The organism is Caldalkalibacillus uzonensis (assembly GCF_030814135.1).
In the GTDB taxonomy this organism is placed as follows: domain Bacteria; phylum Bacillota; class Bacilli; order Caldalkalibacillales; family Caldalkalibacillaceae; genus Caldalkalibacillus; species Caldalkalibacillus uzonensis.
Genome location: NZ_JAUSUQ010000006.1, coordinates 1 through 22,746, shown reverse-complemented (window position 1 = coordinate 22,746; position 22,746 = coordinate 1). Strand labels below are relative to the sequence as shown.

The following is a 22,746-nucleotide window of genomic DNA, read 5'->3' as shown; positions in this document are numbered from 1 at the left end:
ATGCAGCGGTTGATCTTGTCCCGGTTAGGCCAACTGGCCACAGTCCTGTTCATGCTTTCTCTGTTTACGTTTATGTTAATGAAATTAGCCCCAGGAGACCCGGTAAGATCTATCCTAAGAGCTGACGAGGTCTTAGTGACTAAATCCGATGAAGAGGCTGTGCGGAAGGAACTCGGTCTGGATCAGCCTTGGGCAGTGCAATACAGCCACTGGCTGTGGCGGGTTATACAGCTGGATCTGGGCGTCTCGTACGTTTCGGGACGTCCGGTTCTGGATGAACTGCTGGACCGGCTCCTGCCAACGGTTTACCTGGCGCTGGGAGGCCTCTTGGTCATGATCGTGATTGCCCTGCCCCTGGGAACACTGGCTGCCGTGTTTCATCACCGTCTGCTTGACCATGTCAGCCGGATGCTGGCCTTTATCGGCGCATCCCTGCCCCAATTTTGGCTGGGGCTGTTATTGGTTTATATATTTGCTTACCAACTCAAACTGCTGCCTTCCATGGGTGAAGGCAGCTTCAAACATATAATTTTACCTTCAGTGACCTTGGGCTTGGGCATGGCGGCAGTCTATGCCCGCCTGCTCCGCGCAGGCCTGTTGGAAAGCTTTTCCCAAGATTACATCCGTGCCGCCCGCTCCAGAGGGTTACCAGAGTGGCAGATTTTGATGGGCCACGCCATGCGCGCCGGGTTGCTGCCGGTGATCACCATGCTGGGAATGAGCTTGGGCCACTTGCTGGGAGGGGCTGTGGTGGTGGAAACCTTGTTTTCCTGGCCTGGTTTGGGCAAGCTGGTGGTCGATGCCGTGTTTAAACGGGACTATCCTATTATTCAAGGCTATATTTTGTTTACAGGCTTGTTTGTGGTCATGGCCAATCTGGTGATTGATCTGTCTTACCGCTGGCTGGACCCCCGCATCCGTTTTGGAAAGGATGAAAAGCAATGATTCGTGTCATGGAAACTGCCAGCTACGTGTTTCGCGAACCGCTTTGTTTAACTGGTCTTGTGGTGCTGCTCGTTCTTGTTTTGCTCATAGTTGCCGGCCCTTTCCTGGTACCAAATGATCCAACAGAGGTGAATATGGCTGAACGGCTTCAGGGTCCAAGCCCAACCTATCCCTTGGGGACGGATCATTTAGGACGTTGTATTTTTTCACGTTTGATTGAGGGGGGCAAAATAACCCTGGGTGTTTCTTTTCTAGCTTTATTAACCGTTCTATTGATTGGCGTTCCATTGGGGCTGTGGTCAGGATACAGGGGGGGCTGGGTGGATAACGTCTTAATGAGAGTGGTTGATTCATTTATCGCCTTTCCCGACTTCATTGTGGCCATTGCTATTGCCGGCTTTTTGGGCCCCAGCCTGTTTAACCTGATGGCCGCTATGATTATGGTCAAATGGATGAGCTATGCCCGCCTGGTGAGAGGTATTGTCCTCGCCGAAAAAGAGAAGGAGTACATTCTGGCTGCACGGGTCAGCGGCTCAAGAGAGCGGACAATTTTATACAAGCATTTGTGGCCGCGTGTCCTCTCCCCCGTGTTGGTTATGGCGACATTAGATATGGGCAAAATGATCTTGCTTATCTCTTCACTCTCTTATATTGGCCTGGGAGCGCAACCTCCTCTTCCAGAATGGGGAGCCATGTTGAATGACGGCCGGGCCTACTTCCAAACCATGCCCTCCCTGATGATCTACCCGGGACTGGCTATTTTACTGGTTGTTTTAAGTTTCAATTTGATTGGTGATGGACTGAGAGATATATTGGATGTTAAACGCATCTGAGTATGACCAGTGACTTGAAGGAGATGACTGGAGTGCCGACACAACAATTAAACTTGGGACCACCCGAAAAGCAGCGGATTGAACAGTCTGTGCTTAAGTTGCAAAACGTCAGCATCGTGTTTCACCATAAGCATCACCTCCCCCAAACGTTAGTTCACCACCTTACATTAGACATTCGGGCCGGTGAAACGTTTGCCTTGGTTGGTGAAAGCGGCAGTGGCAAAAGTATTACTGCCCTCTCAGTGATTGGGCTATTGCCCCCTTCCATGTCTGTTGGCGGGGAGCGGCTTTTGTTTAAGGAGACTGATCTTCTTCAACTAACAGAGAAGGAACACCGTCGTTTGCGTCATAAAGAAATCGCCTTTGTTTTCCAGGATTACCGCAGCAGCTTTACGCCTTTCTTAACCATTGGCAAACAAATGGTCGAAACCATTCAAACCCACCTCCATGTTAAACGGAAGATAGCCAAGGAACTGGCTCTCTCTGCTCTGAAACGGGTGGGCCTCCCTGCCGAGCGGGCATTTGCCAGCTATCCATTTCAGTTGAGCGGAGGGCAACTCCAGCGGGCAGCACTGGCCACAGCACTCATGTTACGTCCTTCCTTATTAATCGCTGATGAACCGAGCACCGCCTTGGATGTCCTCAGCGCCCAGCATGTGCTGGCCTTATTGCAGAAGCTCAAGCAGGAGACCCAATGCGCTGTCCTTTTAATTAGCCATAACTTAAACGACGTGCTGAAGTGGGCCGACCGCATTGGAATCATGTATGGTGGCATGCTGGTGGAACAAGGAGATAAGGATTGCATTCAGCACAATCCACAGCACCCGTATACGCAGCTGCTTCTGCAAAGCAAGCCTTCCTTGTCATCCCCTCCCAAGCGTCTGGTCACTATTCCAGGTGAACCAGGGCTTGTGGCTGATCAAGGGTGCCCATTTGCCCTGCGCTGCCCCTATGCCATCGATCAATGTCACACGACCCCTCCTGTGCGAACACTTATACATGATCACCACGAAGCATCCTGCCACCTTTTTGATGTGCCCCTGGAAAAAAGCACGAAGCAAGAGAAAGGACTGGGCTGATGATGGTGTTAAACGTCAAACATTTGACCAAAACCTATCCATCCGGAGTCACCGCCGTTGATGACATTTCCTTTCAATTAGAAGCGGGCCACTGCCTGGGAATTGTTGGTGAAAGCGGCAGCGGCAAAAGCACGTTAGCCCGGTTGCTCCTGGCGCTTGAACGTCCTGACCGGGGGGAGGTTTTCTTGGAAGGGGTTCCCCTTTATACTATGCGGCGGGAAGCGCTCAGACTTAAGCGGCAGCATATCCAGGCTGTATTCCAAGATCCCCATGCTTCCCTCAATCCCAGTTTGACCGTGATGACTTCTGTGCTTGAACCTTTGGATAACTTTCCCCATGCGGTTCCTTCTTTCTTAAAGCCAGTGAGTCATGACCGCCGTAAACTGGCTGCGGCCCTGCTTCACATGGTCGGTCTGGGCGAAGACATCCTTGACCGTTACCCCCACCAATTAAGCGGGGGCCAAAAGCAACGTGTCGCTATCGCCCGGGGCATCAGTATTAATCCCAAAATCGTTGTTTGTGATGAACCCACGGCCAGCCTGGATGTCTCCGTCCAAGCCCAGGTGTTAAACTTGCTTAAATCACTGCAAGAAGAACTGGGAATGGCCTATGTCTTTATTTCCCATGATTTAGCTGCTGTGCGCTTTATGTGTGATCGCGTGATTGTCATGAAAGCAGGCCGGATCGTGGACCAATGTGCGGCTGGTGCTCTGTTCAAATCCGAGCGGCATCCTTATACCCGTCAATTACTGGCAGCCAGTTCTTAAACGTCAATCAACAACCCAATTTGAGGGAGGATGAAAGATGAAAACAGCAACATCTCCTGTAGACACCGTGAAGAACCAAACGGTCACGCATCGCCAATTTCTGCTCCTGGCCTTGCCCCTGATCCTGGGCGCCTTGTCCACCCCTTTATTGGGAGCTGTAGACACGGCCGTTGTGGGTCATTTGCCTGACCCGGTTTATATCGGGGGCGTGGCCGTTGGGACGCTTATTTTTAATACCTTATACTGGCTGCTCGGTTTTTTGCGTGTCAGTACATCAGGTTTTACCGCCCAAGCACACGGGGCCAATGATAAGGCTGAATTGTTGATGACCTTTCTGCGTCCATTGGGCATCGCCGTTTTGTGCGGGATGCTGTTTATTGTGCTGCAGTCGCCCGTCAAATGGGTGGCCATGTGGTTGATCAATCCGGGGCAGGCCGTTGAAGCCCAGGCCTTGCGTTACTTTGAGATCCGCATTTGGGGAGCTCCTTTTGCCCTGATGAATTATGTGATTTTAGGCTGGCTCATTGGCATTGCCCGGGTCCGTCTGGCCCTCTTTTTGCAAGTATTTATGAATGTGTTCAACATTGTTCTGGACCTGCTTTTCGTACTGGTGCTAGGATTCGGCGTCGCAGGAGTAGCTGCCGCCAGCCTGATTGCCGAAATTACCGCAGTCGGGCTTGGCTTGGTGATCATCTACCTATCCAAGGAATTGCAAGGGGGAAAATGGGATAAGGGACAGATTTTAGCCACCGCTCCGCTCCTTAAGATGTTAAAAATGAACCGTGATCTGTTTATCCGTACCGTCTGCCTGCTCGCTGTGTTCGGTATTTTTACGGCCAAGGGAGCCACCATGGGTGATGTGACCCTGGCCGCCAATGCCATCTTGTTTCAGCTCCATTTATTACTGGCTTATGTCCTGGACGGGATCGCCAATGCCAGCAGTATCTTAGTGGGTCGGTCTGTCGGTGCGGGTGACCAGCCATTGTATATCCGGACCATCCGTTTCTCAGCCTTGTGGGCTTTTACGGCTTCTGTCTTGCTTGGTGCCTTTCTATTTATAAATAAAGGCTGGGTGATTGCCCTATTTACCAGCATCCCGGAAGTCCAGCTCGCTGCCGGTCAATTTGCAGAGTGGGTGGTGCTCTATCCCCTGGTTAGTTTTTGGGGCTTGCAGCTAAACGGTATCTTTGCCGGTGCAACTGAAGCGGGACCCCTTCGCGACTCCCTTGTTGTTTCCCTGGGTGTCTTCTTAATCGCCATTTGGCTGTTTCTCCCCTTATGGGGGAATCACGGACTGTGGTTCAGCTTTACTCTGTTCAGCCTGTCCCGTTCCCTGGTTTTGTGGGCCTATCTCCCCCGTTTAAACCGGATGTTTGCTCCACAAAACGTAGCAGCAGAGCACAACCGCAGTTCCGCTTAATCAATATACATCCAAAAAAACCTCTGGTTCCCATGTTCTACACCCGAATAATGGGCCAAACAAAAAAAGTCCCTTATTCGGGGCTTTTCTTAGAACATATGGGAAATTTTTTAACCGATTGGCCTTGCCATTTCGATCCTCTTTTACTCTGTCAGGGATGGAAAAACTTCACCTATGAGCTTGGACATTTTGTCAATATCTTCCTCTTTTTGGGCAAACACGGTCAGTTCAAAATTGTTTTTCAGCCAGTTCTTCAGCAAACAAAAGCGATACTTTTCATGATCAAGTCCCAATTCAACCAGTGTAAAATAAATCAGGTACAACATGATAGATTGATCCAATTCAGACTTATTTTTATCGCTTTGTTGCATATTTTTCACATACACTTGTAACAAATCCAACACAGCTTGATCAATTCCCTTATTAGATACTCCTTTGTTAAGGTAAGAAACCAGGCGCTGGAATGTTTCCGGGGCCGTGCTCTTTTTCAGTTGATAAGTCTTCGATATCTGAAAACCGTGATAAGCATGGTATAGCACCAGCCGGGCCACATTTTGAATTTCTGAGCAAATTAAGCGTTGATAGTCTGTACAACGTGTTAAATCCAGTTCGTAACAGACACGTAATTTGTTTTTTAAATCTTTTTTAATCTCTTGCAGGTTTAATTCTTCATTATTAGCCTTGACAGAACGCACAGGAAACCCTCCTTTAAAAGAGAAAAACCGTTTCGTAACTTCATCGTAACAAGAGGGCCCTGTTTTTGATATGAACTATGTCACAACACATGGTCATTTGTCGGGGACATTGCCCTGTTGCAAGGAACGAAACCGGACAGTCAAAAGGCTTAAACCCAAAAACAAAAGTGCAATACCAAACTTAGCGGCTAAGGTTAATATCTCCCCGACAAGAAAAATACCCAACAGCGCAGCTGTCAAGGGTTCGGCCAGAGAAAGGGTGACAGCATGTGCAGCAGGTATCCCTGTCAAGCCCCGCACAAACAGCAGGTAAGCCAATGCAGTGGCAACCAATCCAAGATGCAACACGACAGCCCAACCTCTCATCTCCAGCAACCAGCTTAAGTCATAGAAGAGTAAGAGAGGAGACAGCAACACAGCACTTAAACTAAAGACGACAGCTACAACCTCTTCAGGCCGATGTTGGGCCAGCAACCCCTTGCTGACCAAAGTATAGACGGCAAAACTAAAGCCTGCCCCAAGCGCCATCAACAGGCCTCCAATATTGATACTCACTTCCCCTTGATGACCGAGCAAAAGGACACAGCCCGCCACAGCCAGTGCAGTAGCCAGCCACCATCTTTGGCCCGGTTTAACGCCGCGAAAAACATATTCGAACATCCCGGCCAAAATAGGAGCGCTGCCGATGGCCACCACAGTTCCAACGGCCACTCCCGTTGAAGCGACAGCCGAAAAAAACAGGGGCTGATAAAGGGCCATGCTTACCGCTGCTATCAAGGTAGCCCCAAGCGGCCATGCTTTTTTACGGCTAAGGGTGCCCCGTACGAGTACAAAACATAATAAGGCCAATCCTCCCACTGCCAGGCGCATGGCACCAATGGCCAGGGGACTTGCCCCTTGGGGGGCAAAGGCTTGGGCGGTGCCCGTCGTGCCCCATAAGACTGCCGCCAAAAGAACCAAACTGCCAGCAACTCTTGAATCCATTTTTCCGTTCCCCCTGGTAACTGTGTCTCTTACACGCTTGCCTGCCCTTTACATTCTGATTTATGACCTAGTTCTGTCTGTATGACACAGATCTGCCAACACTGCATTGGTGATTTTAATTAAATCTCTGCTCCTTAGCATCATCAGCACGCCCCGTTTGCCACCGCTGACCGCTACTTTTTCTTCCTTTGTCACACGATGGTCAATATAGAACGGGTAATTTTTCTTCATACCCACTGGAGAGACCCCTCCCCGGACATATCCGGTCACTTTGGGGATCTCTTTAACCGGCAACAGTTCTACTTTTTTGTTGCCGCTGGCCCGGGCCAGCGCTTTCAGGTTTAAGTCGCAATCCGCAGGCAGGGAAGCCAGCACAATTCCGGTCTTGTCCCCATTTAGTACCAGTGTTTTAAATACCTGTGACGGAGGCAGGCCGACTTCTTTCGCTGCTTGCGTTGCCTCTAAATCTGTTTCATCATAGGTGAAAGTCAATATTTGATATTCAACCTGATGCTGCTCCAATAACCTCATGGCGTTGGTTTTCATCATGATTCACCCCACGTGTTGTTTAGTATACACCAGCTGCTTAAGGCGGAATAAACCTTATCCAACATTGTTGTTTACTTCATTAAATATTTTGACGAAACACATGAGGTGTGACTCCCCTGTGCCGCACAAAGGCCCGAATAAATGAAGCAGGATGGCTATAACCGACGTGGCAGGCAATATCCGTGACAGACCAAGCAGTCTCCCTGAGCAGCCGTTCTGCTTCGTTAAGGCGCAACTCCCGGATATACTCGCTCGGATTTTTTCCTGTTATTTTCTTAAACCACTGCTGGTAGTACGCCGGATGGTAATGCTCCACAGCGGCCAGCTGTTCAATGGTGATAGGTTCATTAAAATGAGCGTGAATATATTCAATAGAACGGTATTTGGGTTGAGTTAGAATCGCTTTGCTTAAATAATGGACAAGATCATCAAGGGGACCTGACGAAGATGCTCCCCTTCCCGATTCATCCAGCAGCAAAAAGCGCAGGGAGCGCAGCCGCTCATCTAACGAAATGAGCCGCCCATGATGGTCAGCTTGAACCTGCTGATGGTTAGACTGGAGAAAGCGAAGCGGAACATCCACTACCAAAAACTGATGGCGGTCTTTGGCTTCAAACGTGTGCACACAGTGAGGGGGGAGATAGTAGCATTGGTCCTCCTCCAGTTCCAAAAACTGCGGACCGGTATCAATCATCATCCTGCCTTCTAAGGCAAATAAAAGCTGACCAAAACTGTGCTTATGGGTGAGGCACTTGCCTGGATAACGCCGTATTTCACACACTGCGTGGCTGAGTTGTTCCATCTTTACCTCGCCTTTCTTATAGTCTTTACTGTAGGTTCACCTAATTGTGGGTGACCAATAGTAAACCCTTCATTCATGGTAAAACCAGCTGTATTTTAACAATCCATACTCTCTGACGATACTGAAATTTTAGTACAAAAGAGAGCCACCATCAACTCCATCCCTGAAACGATGTCCGCAAAACGATGTCAGTCAATAGGCACCATAAAGGGGACCAGCCTCATGAAGCTGATCCCCCGTATTTACACCGCCTATAATAAATGCTGAATTAATTCAATGAGCACCAATACAAATTATATTACTCCTATATGTTGCTGCAGCACCGGAATCGCGTCAACAATATGTCGGTTAATGGCCAATTCTTCCGGTTCGAATCCAAGGGCCAATCCGATCAGCTGCGGAAGATGCAGAACAGGCATGGTAATATTGTCGCGGCATCCTTTTTGCGCATCGGGCTGGTACATATCGAGTTGCATCTGGCATAGCGGACAGGGGGTCACAATGCAATGGGCACCGGCCTTTTTCGGCGACAAGCAGTTTAACGCTGTCAGTCTCATCACTTCTTTTTCCGCTGGAAAAACAGCGTGGAAGCCGCAGCAGGCCAACCTTTGCGAAAATTCGACACTCTCCGCCCCAAGCGCTTCCACGACCATCTCCATCGAATGGGGATTCATATGGTTTTCAAATCCCAACACTTCTTGCGGCCGAATGATGTGGCAGCCGTAAAAATTGGCAACCTTCAAGCCCTTGAGCGGTCTTTTTACTTTTGCCCTTAAATTTTCAAGGCCATAATCTTGAATAAGGGCCCACAACAAGTGGGTCACTTCACTTGTACCTTGATATTCCACATTTGCGCTACTTAATCTTTGATTCGTTATTTCTTTCAGCTGTAGATTTTCATCGAGTGTTTTCTTTGTAGTCCGCAGCATAAGCGTGCAAGTGTTGCAAACGGTAAGCAGCGGAGCGTTCAGCTGTTCGGCCAAGGCGATGTTGCGCGCATTGATCGCCAGAGCCAATTGCTCGTCAACGTCCTGTAAATGCGTTGCCCCGCAGCAAGTCCAGCCTTCCAATTCAATCAATTCGATGCCTAAGGCGGAAGCGACCTTTTTGGTGGAAATCATCAATTCCGCTGCCGCCGACTCCAATGTACACCCGGGAAAGAAAGCGTATCTCATGATTTGCTTTCCTCCTCTACCTGTTGGTAAATTTTTCTTACCCCTTTAATCCCTTTCACCGCTTTAGGCAAGCGAAGCGGGTTTATCTTTCCTTTGACTATCATGCGATAAGCAAAAGGAATTCGTTTGCGCAAGGTGGTGACCATGCCGTCCGTTTTAACGGGTAGCGTCATTTCGTTTAATCTTCCCCATTTTTTTACGTCATGATAAAATGCGTAGGCATGCCGCGCTCCCTGATTATGGACTTCGCCCATTTTCATGGTCTCTTTTCTTAGATAGGCGATTTCATCCGTTAATGGGATCTCTTTCGGACATTTTGAAACACATTGCATACAATGAATACATTTCCATAGCTCGTTTTCCAATACGGGCCTAATGTGTTCTTCAGGTGCGTTATCCCTTGAATCGACGACAAAGCGGTAAGCTTTGTTGATGATGAACGGCTCCAAATAACCTCCGTCATTAATGGCAAGCTGGCCGCATTCGGAAGCGCATATACCGCAAAGAATGCAATCGGTAGAGGAAGAGATTTTGGCAAATTGCTGCTTGCTTTGGCGAAACCCCTCTTCTTTGCTTCCTTCCCTGGAAGGAAGCAGCCATGGCTTTACCTTTTTCATCTTTTCCATTTTTGGCTTCCAATCGACGACCAAGTCTCTGACCACGTCATAATTGCCCAGAGGTTCAAAGTATAATACAGATGTATCAAAGGTTTCGAGCAATTTATCCAAAGACGTTTTGCAGGCCAGGAAGGCATGACCGTTAACTTTGACACCGCAACTGCCGCAAATGGCATGCCTGCATGCGGAAGTAAAGTTTAACGTAGGATCGATTTCATCTTTGATTTTGGTTAATGCCCAGAGAATTGTCTTTCCTTTTTCATATGGAAGCCGATATTCTTGAACCCATGTGTTGGTACCGTCATAGCGCCGAATTCGAAAAGTTATGTTTTCCATCAGTACTTTCTCTCCTCCGGTGGATATTTCGTAATTTTGACAGGAAGATACTTCAGTTCATAACGATCGCCTCGTTTATAAATTAGCGTATGCTTCAGAAAGTTCTCATCATCTCTTTGCGGATAGTCAGCCCTTGCATGGGAGCCTCTGCTTTCTTTCCGGTTTATCGCTCCTAGCACAACGGCTTTCGCCAGAGTTAGCAGGTTTCCGATTTCGACATAATGGACAAAAGCCGTATTGTAACGAAGGGCGGGATCGCCAATATACGCATGTTCATAATCGTTCAGCAGTTGATCGATCGTCTCCAGGGCAACCCTCATTTCTTGCTCATGACGGAAAATGCCGACATAATTCCACATCACTTCCGCCATTTTGTTGCGTATATCGACCAGACGAATACCTGAAGTTTTATTGCGCATAGTTGCAAACTTGCTCTCCCATTTTTTTGCCTCTTTAATCACCAAAGTTTCGAGGCCAAACGGGCGTTTCTTCGCACTTTCGCGCGCGCCGATGCCGGCATACTTGCCAAACAGCACGACATCCGCTACGGAATTGCCGCCCAGTCGGTTGGCCCCGTGAATGGAAACACAGGCGCATTCACCGGCGGCATGAATCCCTTCCACGGGCGTGGCCAATGTGGCGTAATCGCTGACATGGATACCGCCCATCATATAGTGGCAGCTCGGGCGGATCGGAACCGGCTCTTCGATGAGATCGACGCCTTCGAAATCCATGGCCAGCTCCCTTACTTGCGGCAGCCGTTCCATAATTTTTTCCTTACCCAAATGTCTCAGGTCCATCAGCACGTATGCTTCCAAACCTTGGCCGAAACCACGCCCTGCTTTAATTTCCATCTCGATGGACCGCGACACCAGGTCGCGCGGGGCCAGCTCCATTTTTTCCGGGGCATAGCGTTTCATAAAACGTTCGCCCTCCCTGTTGATCAAATAACCGCCCTCTCCCCGGCAAGCTTCCGACAGCAAAATGCCTGTAGAAGCCAATCCAGTCGGATGAAACTGCACAAATTCAGGGTCTTTTAACGGAATGCCGGCGTTGAAGCAGGCGGCCGTCCCGTCGCCGGTCATGTTGATGGCGTTGGTCGTACGGTTCCAGTAAATGCGGCCAAACCCGCCCGTCGCGATCACAACCGCTTTGGCCAGAAAAGGGTGAATTTCGCCTGTTTTGATATTCATCGCGACCAGTCCATGAAACGTTTCGTCCGCCACGACAAGCGACAGCAAAAACCATTCGTCCAAAAACTCAACGTTGTTTTTCAGGCATTGTTCGTATAAGGCATGCAAAATCACGTGGCCGGTTTTGTCCGCCGAATAGCACGTTCTAGGACTTGAAGCGCCGCCAAACGGACGCTGGGCGATTCTTCCGTTTGGATCACGGGAGAAAGGAACGCCGTAATAATCCAGTTCCGAGATGATAGCGGGCATGTTGGCGGTAAAATATTCAACCGCATCCTGATCCGCCAAAAAATCGCTTCCTTTCACCGTGTCTCTAAAATGCTTTTCGGGGGAGTCTGTCGCGTCCCGGTAACCCATCGCCGCGTTGATGCCGCCTTGAGCCGCGCCCGTGTGGGAACGCGTGGGGAATATTTTCGACAAGCAGGCCACGCGCAAATTCTTGTCTTTACTCGCATAAAGAGCGGCCATCATGCCCGCTCCCCCGGCGCCGACAACGATCACATCGTACTTCAACATCTGCATTCACTCCTGTTCCAACGTCTGTTCTTCGATTCTGTATTGTTTGACGCCTATTTCATACAGGTCGTTTCCTTCGCAGTCGACAGCGACAATGCAAGGATAGTTTTCCACTTCCATCCGGCGAATCGCTTCCGGACCCAGTTCCTCGTAAGCCACGACTTCCACCTTTTTGATCGTGTCCGCAATCAGGGCGGCGGCCCCGCCGATAGCCGCAAAATAAACCGCGCCGTGCTTTTTCATTGCGGCAATCACTTCCCTGCTTCTCGGCCCTTTGCCGATCATCCCTTTAAGTCCTTGCTCCATCAAGGCCGGCGAATAAGCGTCCATTCGCCCGCTGGTGGTCGGTCCGCACGAACCGATGACTTTTCCGGGCTTGGCCGGGGTTGGTCCCGCATAATAAATCACCTGATTTTTTAGATCGACAGGCAGCGGTTTGTTTTCTTTAAGCGCATCGACCATCCTTTGATGAGCCGCATCTCGCGCCGAATAGATAACGCCTGTAATCGTAACTTGATCGCCGGCTTTTAAAGATCGGATCTGTTCGTCAGTCAATGGAGTCGTTAACTTCTTTACCGTGCTCATTTCTTTTCCTCCCTTATAACACAGCCTCTTTATGGCGCGCCGCATGGCAGTTCAAGGTGACACAGACAGGCAGCATCGCGATGTGAGTCGGATAGGTTTCGATGTGAACGGCCAAAGCTGTCACTTTTCCTCCAAAGCCCTGAGGCCCAATGCCAAGCTTATTGATTCTTTCAAGCAATACTTTTTCTACTTCTGCATACTCTTTGTTGGGGTGGGGCTGCCCCACATCCCTGACCAGCGCTTTTTTGGCCAGAAGGGTGCATTTATCCATCGTCCCGCCAATACCGACGCCGACAATCACCGGCGGGCAAGGGTTGCCACCCGCTTGTGTGACGGTGTTTACAACAAAGTCCATCACCCCGTCCAATCCTTCCGCCGGTTTGCACATTTTCACCGCTCCCATGTTTTCGCTTCCGGCGCCTTTGGGCATCACCTGGATTTTGAGTTTATCGCCAGGCACGATTTCGGTATGGATCACCGCGGGGGTGTTGTCGCTAGTATTTTGCCGGTGAAGAACCGGATCTGCGACAACCGATTTTCTTAGATAACCGTCTTTATATCCTTGCCGAACTCCTTCGTTAATCGCTTCGTTCAGAGCACCGCCCACAATACGAACGTCTTGTCCTATCTCCACAAAAATGACCGCCATTCCGGTGTCCTGGCACATTGGCACCTGTTCTTCCCGGGACAGATGCACGTTTTTCAAGATTTTCTCCAAACTGTATCGGCCAAAATGCGATTCTTCCACAGACAACCCCTTCCTCAAAGCCTGCTCCACATCTTCAGGCAAATCGCAGGCAGCTTCGATACACAGTCTTCTTACCGTCTTTATCACTTGTTCTGTCGAGATTTCACGCATCTTTTTTCCCCCTTCCAATCATATCTGCCGTTTGCAACAGCGAAACAGGTTCGCCGCACTTGATACAGATGAAAAACGGAACGTTCAACTCGTATTCATCATCAGCTCCATGGTAAAGTTCAATCCGAAATTCCTTGACCACCTTCGCTGAACAACAGGGAGATTCCACCCCATTCATCAGCACCGCCACTTACATCACCTCCTTATGGAAAAAACGCTCTTACCAAAGTCCTAACAATTTCCACCACAGTCCACCGATTCCCAACCAGACAAGGATATGAATGATCGAGATAAGGAAGCCGATAGACCACCATTTATTTTGACTGACATAGCCAGTGCCAAAAAACACTGGAGCGGGCCCGCAGCCGTAATGCGTAGTGCAGGCAAACAAATTGCTGAAGAAACCGAGAACCAGAGCGGATAATAAGGGCGGCGCTCCTGCCGCAACTAATACAGCTAAAAATGCCCCGTACATCGCACTGACATGAGCTGTATTGCTGGCAAAGAAATAGTGTGAATAGAAGTACACCAGAGCTAAGACAATGAGTGCGACTACCCAAGACATGCCGGACACACTGCCTTCCATTATTCCACTAAACCATGGAATGAAGCCGAGCTGATTTAAAAAGGTGGCCATCATGACGAGAGCCGCAAACCAGACCAGCGTATCCCATGCCCCTTGTTCATTTTTGATGTCTGACCAGGATAAAACCTGAAGCAAAAGCAACGCGCACAATCCGATAAAAGCGGTCGTGGTCGCGTCGATCCCCACTTTTGTTCCGAAAATCCAAAGGCAGAGGATAAGGAAAAACACGCCGACCATATACCATTCCGATCTTTTCAACGGCCCCATTTCCGCCAATTTCTGTTTGGCCAGTTCTGCCGCGCCAGGTGTTTCTTTAATTTCGGGCGGATAAATTTTGTAAATCACAAGCGGGATAATGATTAAACTTACAATTCCGGGAACAAATGCTGCGACCATCCACCCGGTCCAGGAAATGTTTACTCCCGTAATTTCAGCCGCAATGCTCACCACTAATGGGTTGGCTGCCATGGCAGTCAGAAACATCGCCGATGTAATCATGTCACCCTGAAAGGCCACTTTGGTCAGGAAAGAACCAATTTTTCTTTCCGTTCCGTCTTCGACCCGGGAACCGTACGCTTCGGACAACGAGCGGATAATCGGCAACACAATCCCTCCCGCCCGCGCAGTATTGGACGGCATCGCCGGCGCCAAAAGCAGATCGCTAAACAGCAAGGCATACGAAAGCCCAAGCGTCTTTTTGCCAAATTTCATAACGAAAAAGTAAGCCACTCTCGAACCGAGTCCCGTTTTAATAAACCCTCGGGAAACAAAGAAGGCGATGACAATCAGCCATATGACGGAATTGCTGAAACCGCTCAGTGCGTCACCTATCGTCAACGTTTTGGTCAATACGGTCGCCGTCAGACCGAAAATAGCCACAACTCCCATCGGCATGGGCTTAATGATAAGCCCGACAATCGTAGCTACAAATATGGCGAAAAGCTGCCATGCTTCCTTTTCCAATCCGGCTGGGGGGGCAATATTCCAAATACCAATCCCAATCGCTAACGTGATCAATAAAGGAATAAGCTTCACATCGCTTTTTTTCGTCATTTTCTATCACTCCCTTTGTCCATTCATTTGTGCATTCAACGGTTGCACGATTAACAAATTGTGAATTATTTCACATACAACTTTAAAAAAAATCGTTCCCTTCTTAATAGCCATGATTCCTTCACCCTGTTAACACATATCAAGCTGGCCTGTCAGATTAGACTGTTGTCCTTTCCCAGTCAGGATCAAATAGGCCCGCTGAATGTTCTTATCTGTGGGCGGGTGTACGTTTGCCAAAGGATAATGGAGTCCCAACGCATGCCACTTATGAACACCAAGCTGATGATAAGGGAGAATCTCTATTTTTTGTACATTGGGCAATGTCTTGATAAATTGGCCAAGACGGGCTAAATCAAGTTCATCATCGGTATAACCTGGCACAAGCACATGCCGGATCCAAACTGGCGTTCCCTTTTCCGCAAGGTAACGGGCAAAATGTAAGATGTGAGCATTGGAACGTCCAGTGAGGCGGCGGTGCTTCGCCTCATCAATATGCTTCAGGTCAAGAAGGACCAGATCGGTGACCTCCAGCAAACGATCAATGATCTGGCGCTGTACCCCATGGCCGGTGAAACAACCCCCTGAGGTATCCAAAGCAGTATGAATGTCCCGCTCCTTGCAGGCCTTGAACAGTTCTGCCACAAATTCGGCTTGCAACAGCGGTTCACCTCCAGAGACAGTGACACCACCGCCAGAAAAAGTCATATAAGGGACGTACCCTTTCATATCTTGCAGCAATTCCTCTCTCGTGACCGTCTTTCCTCCCTTTAAGTCCCAGGTATCTGGATTGTGGCAGTATTGGCAGCGCAGCAAGCACCCCTGCATAAACACCACATAGCGGATGCCGGGACCGTCAACGGTCCCGCAAGTTTCAACGGAATGGATACGTCCTCTTAACATGACATGACTCAACTCCTCAGTTTAATTGTTACATCTGTTCATGGAAGGTCCGCTTCAACACATCTAACTGTTGCTCCCTTGTCAATTTAATAAAGTTAACGGCATAACCAGAAACGCGGATGGTCAGTTGAGGATATTTTTCCGGATGTTCCATCGCATCCCGCAATGTTTCCCGGTTGAGCACATTCACATTAATGTGGTGTGCCTGTTGGCTTATATAACCGTCCAAAAGCCCTTTCAGATTGTGGACGCGGTCTTCCTCTTCTCTGCCCAGGGCTTTGGGTATGATGGAGAACGTGTTGGAAATCCCGTCCAACGCATCCTGATAGGGCAGTTTGGCCACCGAGTTGAGGGAAGCCAATGCCCCTTTAGTGTCCCGTCCATGCATGGGATTGGCCCCGGGGGCAAAAGGTTCTCCTGCCCGGCGTCCATCAGGGGTGTTACCCGTTTTCTTGCCATAGACCACATTGGAAGTAATGGTCAACACAGACAGGGTGGGAATGGCACCCCTGTATGCTTTGTGTTTGTGCAGCTTGTTCATAAAGGTGTGGACGATCTCTTTGGCAATAAGTCCACCCGGTCATCATCGTTGCCGTATTTGGGATAGTCTCCTTCGATCTTGAAGTCTATAGCAAGCCCGTTTTCATCCCGGATGGGCTTCACTGTGGCATATTTGATTGCGCTCAAAGAGTCTGCGACTACGGACAATCCGGCAATGCCGCAAGCCATGGTACGGACAATCTCCCTGTCATGCAGGGCCATTTCAATCCGTTCATAGCAATATTTGTCGTGCATATAGTGAATCACGTTCAACGTGTTCATATACAGTTTTGCCAGCCAATCCAAGACCTGGTCAAAGCGCTCCCTGACCACTTCATAATCAAGGATCTCATCCCTGATTGGTTCAAACCGGGGTGCCACCTGAATCTTTAACTTTTCATCCTTTCCGCCATTGATGGCATACAGCAACGCTTTCGCTAAATTGGCCCTGGCGCCGAAAAATTGCATCTGCTTGCCGATACGCATGGCCGACACGCAGCAGGCAATGCCATAGTCATCCCCAAACTCGGGACGCATCAGGTCATCGTTTTCATACCGGATGGCACTTGTTTTAATAGACATTTTGGCACAATAGTTCTTAAACGGTTCGGGCAAACGTGTCGACCATAGCACAGTCAGGTTGGGTTCAGGAGCCGGCCCCAGATTGTCCAGGGTATGCAAGAACCGGAACGACGTTTTGGTGACCAGCGGACGCCCATCAACAGCCATACCGCCGATGGACTCGGTTACCCAGGTTGGGTCCCCGCTGAACAGTTCGTTGTACTCAGGCGTGCGTAAAAATTTAACCAAGCGCAGTTTCATCACAAAGTGATCGATCAGCTCCTGGGCTTCTTGCTCAGTTAAGGTCCCTTCCCGCAAATCCCGCTCAATGTAAATATCCAGGAAGGTGGAGACACGCCCCAAGCTCATGGCTGCCCCGTTTTGCTCCTTAATGGCAGCCAGATAGGCAAAGTACAACCACTGGACCGCCTCTTGTGCATTTCCAGCCGGCTGGGAAATATCATAGCCGTAGCTGGCAGCCATCTCCTTCAGCTCCTGGAGCGCTTTAATTTGCTCAGCCAGCTCTTCCCGCTCCCGGATTGTTTCGTCCAGCATGACATCTGCTTCCAAGAGGGCCAGTTCCTGCTGCTTTTGTTTAATGAGAAAATCGACGCCGTACAGGGGAACGCGGCGGTAATCACCAATAATCCGCCCCCGCCCGTACGCGTCAGGCAGACCCGTAATAATGCCTGCCTTGCGGGCCAACCTCATCTCCGGGGTATAGACATCAAACACCCCTTGGTTATGAGTTTTGCGGTACAGGGTAAAGATTTTTTCCACCCCAGGGTCCAGCTCATAACCATAAGCCCGGCACGCTTCTTTGACCATGCGGATGCCCCCGAACGGCATAATGGCCCGTTTAAGGGGAGCGTCCGTTTGTAAGCCCACCACTTGCTCCATCTCTTTATCGATATAGCCTGGCAGATGGGAGGTGATGGTGGAGACGGTTTTCGTGTCCACATCCAGCACCCCGCCCTTTTCTCTCTCTTTTTTTAATAACACTTGTACTTTTTCCCACAGTTGCTTTGTTCTTTCCGTGGGACCGGCCAGGAATGATTCATTCCCTGTGTAAGGAGACCAGTTCAGCTGGATAAAATCCCGGACATTCACTTCCTCCATCCATTTTCCAGGTTTAAAACCTCTCCACTTGTCCATACCACATGCTCCTTTCAAGTTTTTCTGAATATGCTTTGTTCAGTCTTTGTAACCTTCGTAAGCTTGACGGTAAATCTCCGCTAACTCACTGACCAGCGGCAATTTGGGGTTGGTGGTTGTGCACTGGTCTTCGAAGGCTTTTTCGGCCAACTGATCCACCTGGGCTTCAAACACCTCACGCCCGACACCGCACTCGGCAATGCTGAGGGGCATTTCCAGTTCTTTAGCCAGATCAATCACCGCTTTGATCAGGCTTTGTACCCCTTCTTCCACTGTCCGGCAAGGCAAACCCAGAACCCGGGCTATCTCGGCATATCGCTGGTCGGCCACAAAGTGTTCATACTTAGGGAAAGAGGAAAATTTGGTCGGCTTCAGGGCATTATACCGGATCACATGGGGCATCAGGATCGTATTGGCCCTTCCGTGGGGAATGTTAAAGGCTGCCCCCAGCTTGTGGGCCAGGCTGTGATTGATGCCCAAGAAGGCATTGGCAAAGGCCATACCGGCGATGGCCGAAGCGTTATGCATTTTTTCTCTGGCCACTTCATCCCGTCCATTATGATAGGCCCGGGGCAAGTACTCAAACACCAGCTGGATCGCCTTGATGGCCAATCCGTCCGTATAGTCGTTGGCCATGTTGGAAACATAGGCTTCAATGGCATGGGTCAGCACATCCATCCCCGTATCTGCCGTTACATTTTTAGGCACACTGAGCACATACTCCGGGTCAATGATGGCCACATCAGGGGTTAATTCATAATCAGCCAGAGGATATTTCACATTCTCTGCTTTATCCGTGATGACGGAGAAGGGCGTGACCTCAGACCCGGTTCCTGACGTGGTTGGAATGGCCACAAATTTGGCCTTTTTGCCCAACAAAGGATATTTATACACCCGCTTGCGGATATCCAAAAACTTCTGCTTTATGCCGTTTACATCCACTTGCGGATATTCGTATAACAGCCACATTGCTTTAGCTGCATCAATAGGGGATCCTCCTCCCAGGGCAATAATCACATCAGGTTCATATTTTTTCATCAGCTCTGCCCCTTTGAGCACGGTGTCAAAGGAGGGATCCGGCTCCACTTCCGAGAATGTTTCCACCTGGACATAATCGGGACGTTTGCGCAACCAGTACAGCACCCGGTCTACGTAACCCAGCTTTTCCATGTGAGGGTCTGTCACAATAAAGACCCGGCTGATATCCCTCATTTTTTCCAGGTATTTAGTTGCGCCTTTTTCAAAATAAATTTTAGGCGGCACTTTAAACCATTGGATGTTGTACGTGCGTGTGGCCATACGTTTCACATTAATGAGATGGATGGCAGACACATTGGCTGTGGTCGAGTTATGGCCAAATGTGCCGCACCCTAAAGTCAACGAGGGGATGTAGGCATTATAAATATCGCCGATGGCCCCCTGTGAAGACGGGGCGTTGACAATGATGCGTCCTGTTTTCATGCGCTTGCCAAACGCTTCAATCACGTTGGGATTGCTGGAGTGAATCACAGCGGAGTGGCCCATGCCTCCAAAGGCGATGATGTCTTCAGCCAGTTTGAGTCCCTCTTCTGTTGTTTTCGCTTGATAAAAGGCCAAAACCGGACTTAATTTTTCCCTGGAAAGGGGATGCTGGGGGCCGACCCCTTTTAGCTCAGCGACCAGGATTTTTGTCTGGTCAGGCACCCTAATGCCGGCCAGTTCAGCAATTTTGACCGCTGGTTGTCCGACGATATCGGGGTTCACTACGCAGGAAGCAGGGTTAATCACCAGTTTCTCCACTTTTTTCAACTCAGCAGGTGATAAAAAGTGGCAGCCATTGTCAGCCATATACGCCTTAACTTCTGGACAAATGTCTTTATCAACAATAACAGCCTGCTCGGAAGCGCAAATCATGCCGTTGTCAAAAGTTTTGGAGAGAATCAAGTCAGTCACAGCCCGTTTGATGTGAGCTGTCTTTTCAATGTAGCAGGGCACATTCCCCGGTCCCACACCCAAGGCCGGCTTGCCTGAGCTGTAAGCTGATTTGACCATGGCTGCCCCTCCGGTGGCCAGAATTAAGGCCACTTTAGGATGCTTCATCAGCGCCTGGGTGGTTTCCACAGAAGGGTTCTCTACCCATTGGATACAATGCTCAGGTGCCCCTGCTTTGACCGCTGCATCACGGACAATGCGCGCCGCCTCACGGCTGCATTTTTGAGCAGAAGGATGGAAAGCGAAGATGATAGGATTGCGTGTTTTAACGGCGATTAAGGATTTAAACAAGGTTGTTGAGGTGGGATTGGTAACGGGTGTCACCCCCAGCACAATCCCCACGGGTTCGGCAATTTCCATGATCCCGTTGTACGGATCTTCCTTAATGCTGCCTACTGTTTTGTCATATTTAATATTGTGGTAGATATATTCAGTAGCAAAAATGTTTTTGGTTGCTTTGTCTTCAAAGACACCTCTCCCGGTCTCTTCCACGGCCAGTTTGGCTAAGGCCATATGCTGGTCCAGCCCAGCCAGCGCCATCTCCTTGACAATGTGATCCACTTGCTCTTGATTGAGGTGCATATACTCCCGCTGGGCATGCTCAGCATTAGTGATTAACGTGTCAATCACTGCAGCTAGATCAGATTGTTTGGCTTCTTTGTGTTTGACCGCCATGATTTCTCTCTCCTCCTACATTATTAAAGGTTTAACAAGCTTGAGTTTGTGAAACATTTCACATATATGGCTAAAAAAAGAACAGGTATTGCTCAGAACAATTATTCTTTATTATTTCTTTACTTATTCATTCTCTGCTTATACATCTCTCCCTAGACACCAGTCTGTTTAAACTCCTTACCCCGGTTGAGCAGCCCTTGCATTCCTTGTCTGAGGTAAGGAATGACCCAGCGGTCCAAACCGATTTTACCGGCATTGGCTCCGGCAACCAGGATAAACATGGCCACTAGGATCATGTGAGGGTTGGTGCTGATTGTTCCAGAGAACAGGAAAGCAAAATTCATCACAACGCCCATCAAAGTTGCAAATGTTGTAAATGTGCCTAAAATAAGACCCAGACCGACAAGTAACTCTCCCCAGGCAACCAAAAAGTTGAACAAGTTAACATTAGGAAGTGCGAATCCGCTTAAAAAGTTGGCCCACCACTCTTGTACAACTGGATTGTCTCCGCTGGCTTTGGCAATGGCTCCTTGTAAATACCCTGAAGCGTCAAAATCCCCTGTCACTTTGCCCCAACCTGCCTTCAACCATTTCCACCCCAGCCACAGACGGGCAACTAATAACAACCAAGCCGCAACGGCGCTCTCCCTGAGAAACTTGACAAACATCAACCATTCCTCCTTTCAAAATGAAGTGGTGTTTTTTACACCTTAAGTGTACAGTTCTTAGCAGCTAAAGACCTGTGAAATACATCACATTTTTGTTTGTTTTCATAATTTGGTCACAGTCTTGTTAGAAATTTTTGCCTTGACATCCCCTTTCCACGCTTTATACTTGCTAAAGAATAGGAATGGTATCAGCCAAGGTATAAGCCTGGCAAGAATAAGGAGGGTTATCGATTATGCTGTTGAGAAAAATCAGGGCGCAATCTCCGCTTATTCACCATATTACCAATCAAGTGGTGATGAACTTCGTGGCTAACGGGACACTGGCTGCCGGCGGCAGTCCTGTCATGTCCCACCATGCTGAGGAAGTAGAAGAAATGGTCAGCCACGCCCAAGCTTTGGTGATCAATATTGGCACCCTTGACCCTGGCCTGGTCGAGGCCGCGGCACTCGCCGGAAAAAAAGCCAACCAGCTGAACATTCCCGTTGTGCTGGACCCGGTTGGGGTGGGCGCAACCGCTTTCCGCCGCCGTGCCGTTGCACGTTTGATGGATGAGGTCTCCTTTGTCGTGATTTGCGGCAATAGAGCAGAGTTCTCCTTTCTGGCCAATGGCAGCTGGGAAGGAAAGGGAGTGGATGCCGGCTCGTCTGCTGCTCCTATCGACTGGCCTTTCGAGGCGGTGATGGCATTGACGGGAGAGACGGACTATGTCAATCACGTGGCCATCCCTGGTGGACATCCGCTGCTGGCCAGAGTGACAGGCACCGGCTGTCTGGCCACTTCCCTGATTGGATTATTTCTGGCTGTGGAACAAGACGCTCAGAAAGCAGCGTTTCATGCCTTAAGCATGCTTAAACTGGCAGGGGAGATGGCTGGGGCCCAGGCATCCGGACCAGGCAGCTTCGTTCCGGCTCTGTTGGACGCTTTGTATCACATCACACCTGAACAGCTGGAAAAAAGGGTGGCATCCATCTTGTAATTTGGGCGGCTGATCTGGCTGCCCTTCATCATCCCCAAAAAGCGGTCCTGACATCAAGCAACCCACCCGCCAGCTTCCAAGGTGGGTTGCTTCTTTTTTGTACTTGCGCTGCGTTGTGGTTGTTTGAGATGAACGTGGTTGTAGATTAACAATGAAAGAAACTTTGAGGACTGGCGAACTGCCGTATGAGTAAAATATTTGTTGGAGATATATTTCCCTTTTCATACAGGTAATGGCAAAGCCGTTAACTGGATGAAAAGGCCCCCAAGCGGAAGCGCGGTAGGGAATTAACAAAATGGATGAAA

General features: G+C 49.4%; 20 protein-coding genes and 1 pseudogene. 6 read left to right on the top strand and 15 right to left on the bottom strand.

Going from position 1 to position 22,746, the window contains the following annotated elements; genetic code table 11:
* Genes nikB through J2S00_RS09010 form a run of 5 tightly spaced genes read left to right on the top strand, consistent with a single transcriptional unit; the run spans window position 1 to window position 5,044 of the window.
* On the top strand, window positions 1–945 hold the full coding sequence (gene nikB / locus J2S00_RS09030) for a nickel ABC transporter permease (protein WP_307338444.1): 945 nt from the start codon (window positions 1–3) through the stop codon (window positions 943–945).
* Window positions 942–1,778 carry a nickel transporter permease gene (gene nikC, locus J2S00_RS09025; RefSeq protein WP_307338441.1) on the top strand — a complete coding sequence of 279 codons (837 nt, stop codon included), beginning with the start codon at window positions 942–944 and terminating at the stop codon, window positions 1,776–1,778. The genes nikB and nikC overlap by 4 nt, the downstream gene beginning before the upstream one ends.
* 2 nt (window positions 1,779–1,780) lie before the next feature.
* Window positions 1,781–2,857 carry an ABC transporter ATP-binding protein gene (locus J2S00_RS09020; RefSeq protein WP_307338439.1) on the top strand — a complete coding sequence of 359 codons (1,077 nt, stop codon included), beginning with the start codon at window positions 1,781–1,783 and terminating at the stop codon, window positions 2,855–2,857.
* Window positions 2,857–3,624: an ABC transporter ATP-binding protein gene (locus J2S00_RS09015; RefSeq protein ID WP_307338436.1), complete on the top strand. Its 768-nt coding sequence runs from the start codon at window positions 2,857–2,859 to the stop codon at window positions 3,622–3,624. The genes J2S00_RS09020 and J2S00_RS09015 overlap by 1 nt, the downstream gene beginning before the upstream one ends.
* A 37-nt stretch (window positions 3,625–3,661) precedes the next feature.
* Window positions 3,662–5,044: an MATE family efflux transporter gene (locus J2S00_RS09010; protein WP_307338434.1), complete on the top strand. Its 1,383-nt coding sequence runs from the start codon at window positions 3,662–3,664 to the stop codon at window positions 5,042–5,044.
* A gap of 143 nt (window positions 5,045–5,187) precedes the next feature.
* Here the strand turns inward: J2S00_RS09010 and J2S00_RS09005 are convergent, their stop codons facing one another.
* The 15 genes and pseudogenes from J2S00_RS09005 to J2S00_RS08935 form a co-directional block, all read right to left on the bottom strand.
* Complete coding sequence (locus tag J2S00_RS09005; protein ID WP_307338431.1) at window positions 5,188–5,739, bottom strand: hypothetical protein; 552 nt, start codon at window positions 5,737–5,739, stop codon at window positions 5,188–5,190.
* Window positions 5,740–5,832: 93 nt separating this feature from the next.
* Window positions 5,833–6,723, bottom strand: coding sequence for an EamA family transporter (locus tag J2S00_RS09000; RefSeq protein WP_307338428.1), 891 nt, complete (start codon window positions 6,721–6,723; stop codon window positions 5,833–5,835).
* Window positions 6,724–6,783: 60 nt separating this feature from the next.
* The gene (ybaK, locus tag J2S00_RS08995; protein WP_307338425.1) at window positions 6,784–7,269 is read right to left on the bottom strand and encodes a Cys-tRNA(Pro) deacylase; all 486 of its coding nucleotides are present in this window, start codon (window positions 7,267–7,269) and stop codon (window positions 6,784–6,786) included.
* A gap of 82 nt (window positions 7,270–7,351) precedes the next feature.
* Window positions 7,352–8,074: a helix-turn-helix transcriptional regulator gene (locus J2S00_RS08990; protein WP_307338422.1), complete on the bottom strand. Its 723-nt coding sequence runs from the start codon at window positions 8,072–8,074 to the stop codon at window positions 7,352–7,354.
* Between the two features lie 293 nt (window positions 8,075–8,367).
* The gene (locus J2S00_RS08985) at window positions 8,368–9,249 is read right to left on the bottom strand and encodes a CoB--CoM heterodisulfide reductase iron-sulfur subunit B family protein (protein ID WP_307338419.1); all 882 of its coding nucleotides are present in this window, start codon (window positions 9,247–9,249) and stop codon (window positions 8,368–8,370) included.
* A complete protein-coding gene (locus tag J2S00_RS08980) occupies window positions 9,246–10,202 on the bottom strand; it encodes a succinate dehydrogenase/fumarate reductase iron-sulfur subunit (RefSeq protein WP_307338418.1) in 957 nt (318 codons plus the stop codon). The genes J2S00_RS08985 and J2S00_RS08980 overlap by 4 nt, the downstream gene beginning before the upstream one ends.
* A complete protein-coding gene (locus J2S00_RS08975) occupies window positions 10,202–11,911 on the bottom strand; it encodes an FAD-binding protein (protein ID WP_307338415.1) in 1,710 nt (569 codons plus the stop codon). The genes J2S00_RS08980 and J2S00_RS08975 overlap by 1 nt, the downstream gene beginning before the upstream one ends.
* Window positions 11,912–11,917: 6 nt before the next feature.
* Window positions 11,918–12,496: a Fe-S-containing hydro-lyase gene (locus J2S00_RS08970; RefSeq protein WP_307338413.1), complete on the bottom strand. Its 579-nt coding sequence runs from the start codon at window positions 12,494–12,496 to the stop codon at window positions 11,918–11,920.
* Window positions 12,497–12,509: 13 nt separating this feature from the next.
* A complete protein-coding gene (locus J2S00_RS08965) occupies window positions 12,510–13,355 on the bottom strand; it encodes a fumarate hydratase (protein ID WP_307338410.1) in 846 nt (281 codons plus the stop codon).
* Window positions 13,348–13,545, bottom strand: coding sequence for a hypothetical protein (locus tag J2S00_RS08960; protein WP_307338407.1), 198 nt, complete (start codon window positions 13,543–13,545; stop codon window positions 13,348–13,350). The genes J2S00_RS08965 and J2S00_RS08960 overlap by 8 nt, the downstream gene beginning before the upstream one ends.
* A gap of 30 nt (window positions 13,546–13,575) precedes the next feature.
* The gene (locus J2S00_RS08955) at window positions 13,576–14,994 is read right to left on the bottom strand and encodes an anion permease (protein ID WP_307338404.1); all 1,419 of its coding nucleotides are present in this window, start codon (window positions 14,992–14,994) and stop codon (window positions 13,576–13,578) included.
* A 129-nt stretch (window positions 14,995–15,123) separates the two neighbouring features.
* Complete coding sequence (gene pflA, locus J2S00_RS08950) at window positions 15,124–15,894, bottom strand: pyruvate formate-lyase-activating protein (RefSeq protein WP_307338401.1); 771 nt, start codon at window positions 15,892–15,894, stop codon at window positions 15,124–15,126.
* A 28-nt stretch (window positions 15,895–15,922) separates the two neighbouring features.
* Window positions 15,923–18,150, bottom strand: a pseudogene (gene pflB / locus J2S00_RS08945) (formate C-acetyltransferase).
* Between the two features lie 39 nt (window positions 18,151–18,189).
* A complete protein-coding gene (adhE, locus tag J2S00_RS08940; protein ID WP_307338398.1) occupies window positions 18,190–20,796 on the bottom strand; it encodes a bifunctional acetaldehyde-CoA/alcohol dehydrogenase in 2,607 nt (868 codons plus the stop codon).
* Window positions 20,797–20,948: 152 nt separating this feature from the next.
* On the bottom strand, window positions 20,949–21,464 hold the full coding sequence (locus tag J2S00_RS08935; RefSeq protein WP_307338396.1) for a DoxX family membrane protein: 516 nt from the start codon (window positions 21,462–21,464) through the stop codon (window positions 20,949–20,951).
* Window positions 21,465–21,697: 233 nt separating this feature from the next.
* Here J2S00_RS08935 and thiM point away from each other — a divergent pair, with 233 nt between their 5' ends.
* A complete protein-coding gene (gene thiM, locus J2S00_RS08930) occupies window positions 21,698–22,441 on the top strand; it encodes a hydroxyethylthiazole kinase (RefSeq protein ID WP_307338393.1) in 744 nt (247 codons plus the stop codon).
* Window positions 22,442–22,746: the final 305 nt, after the last annotated feature.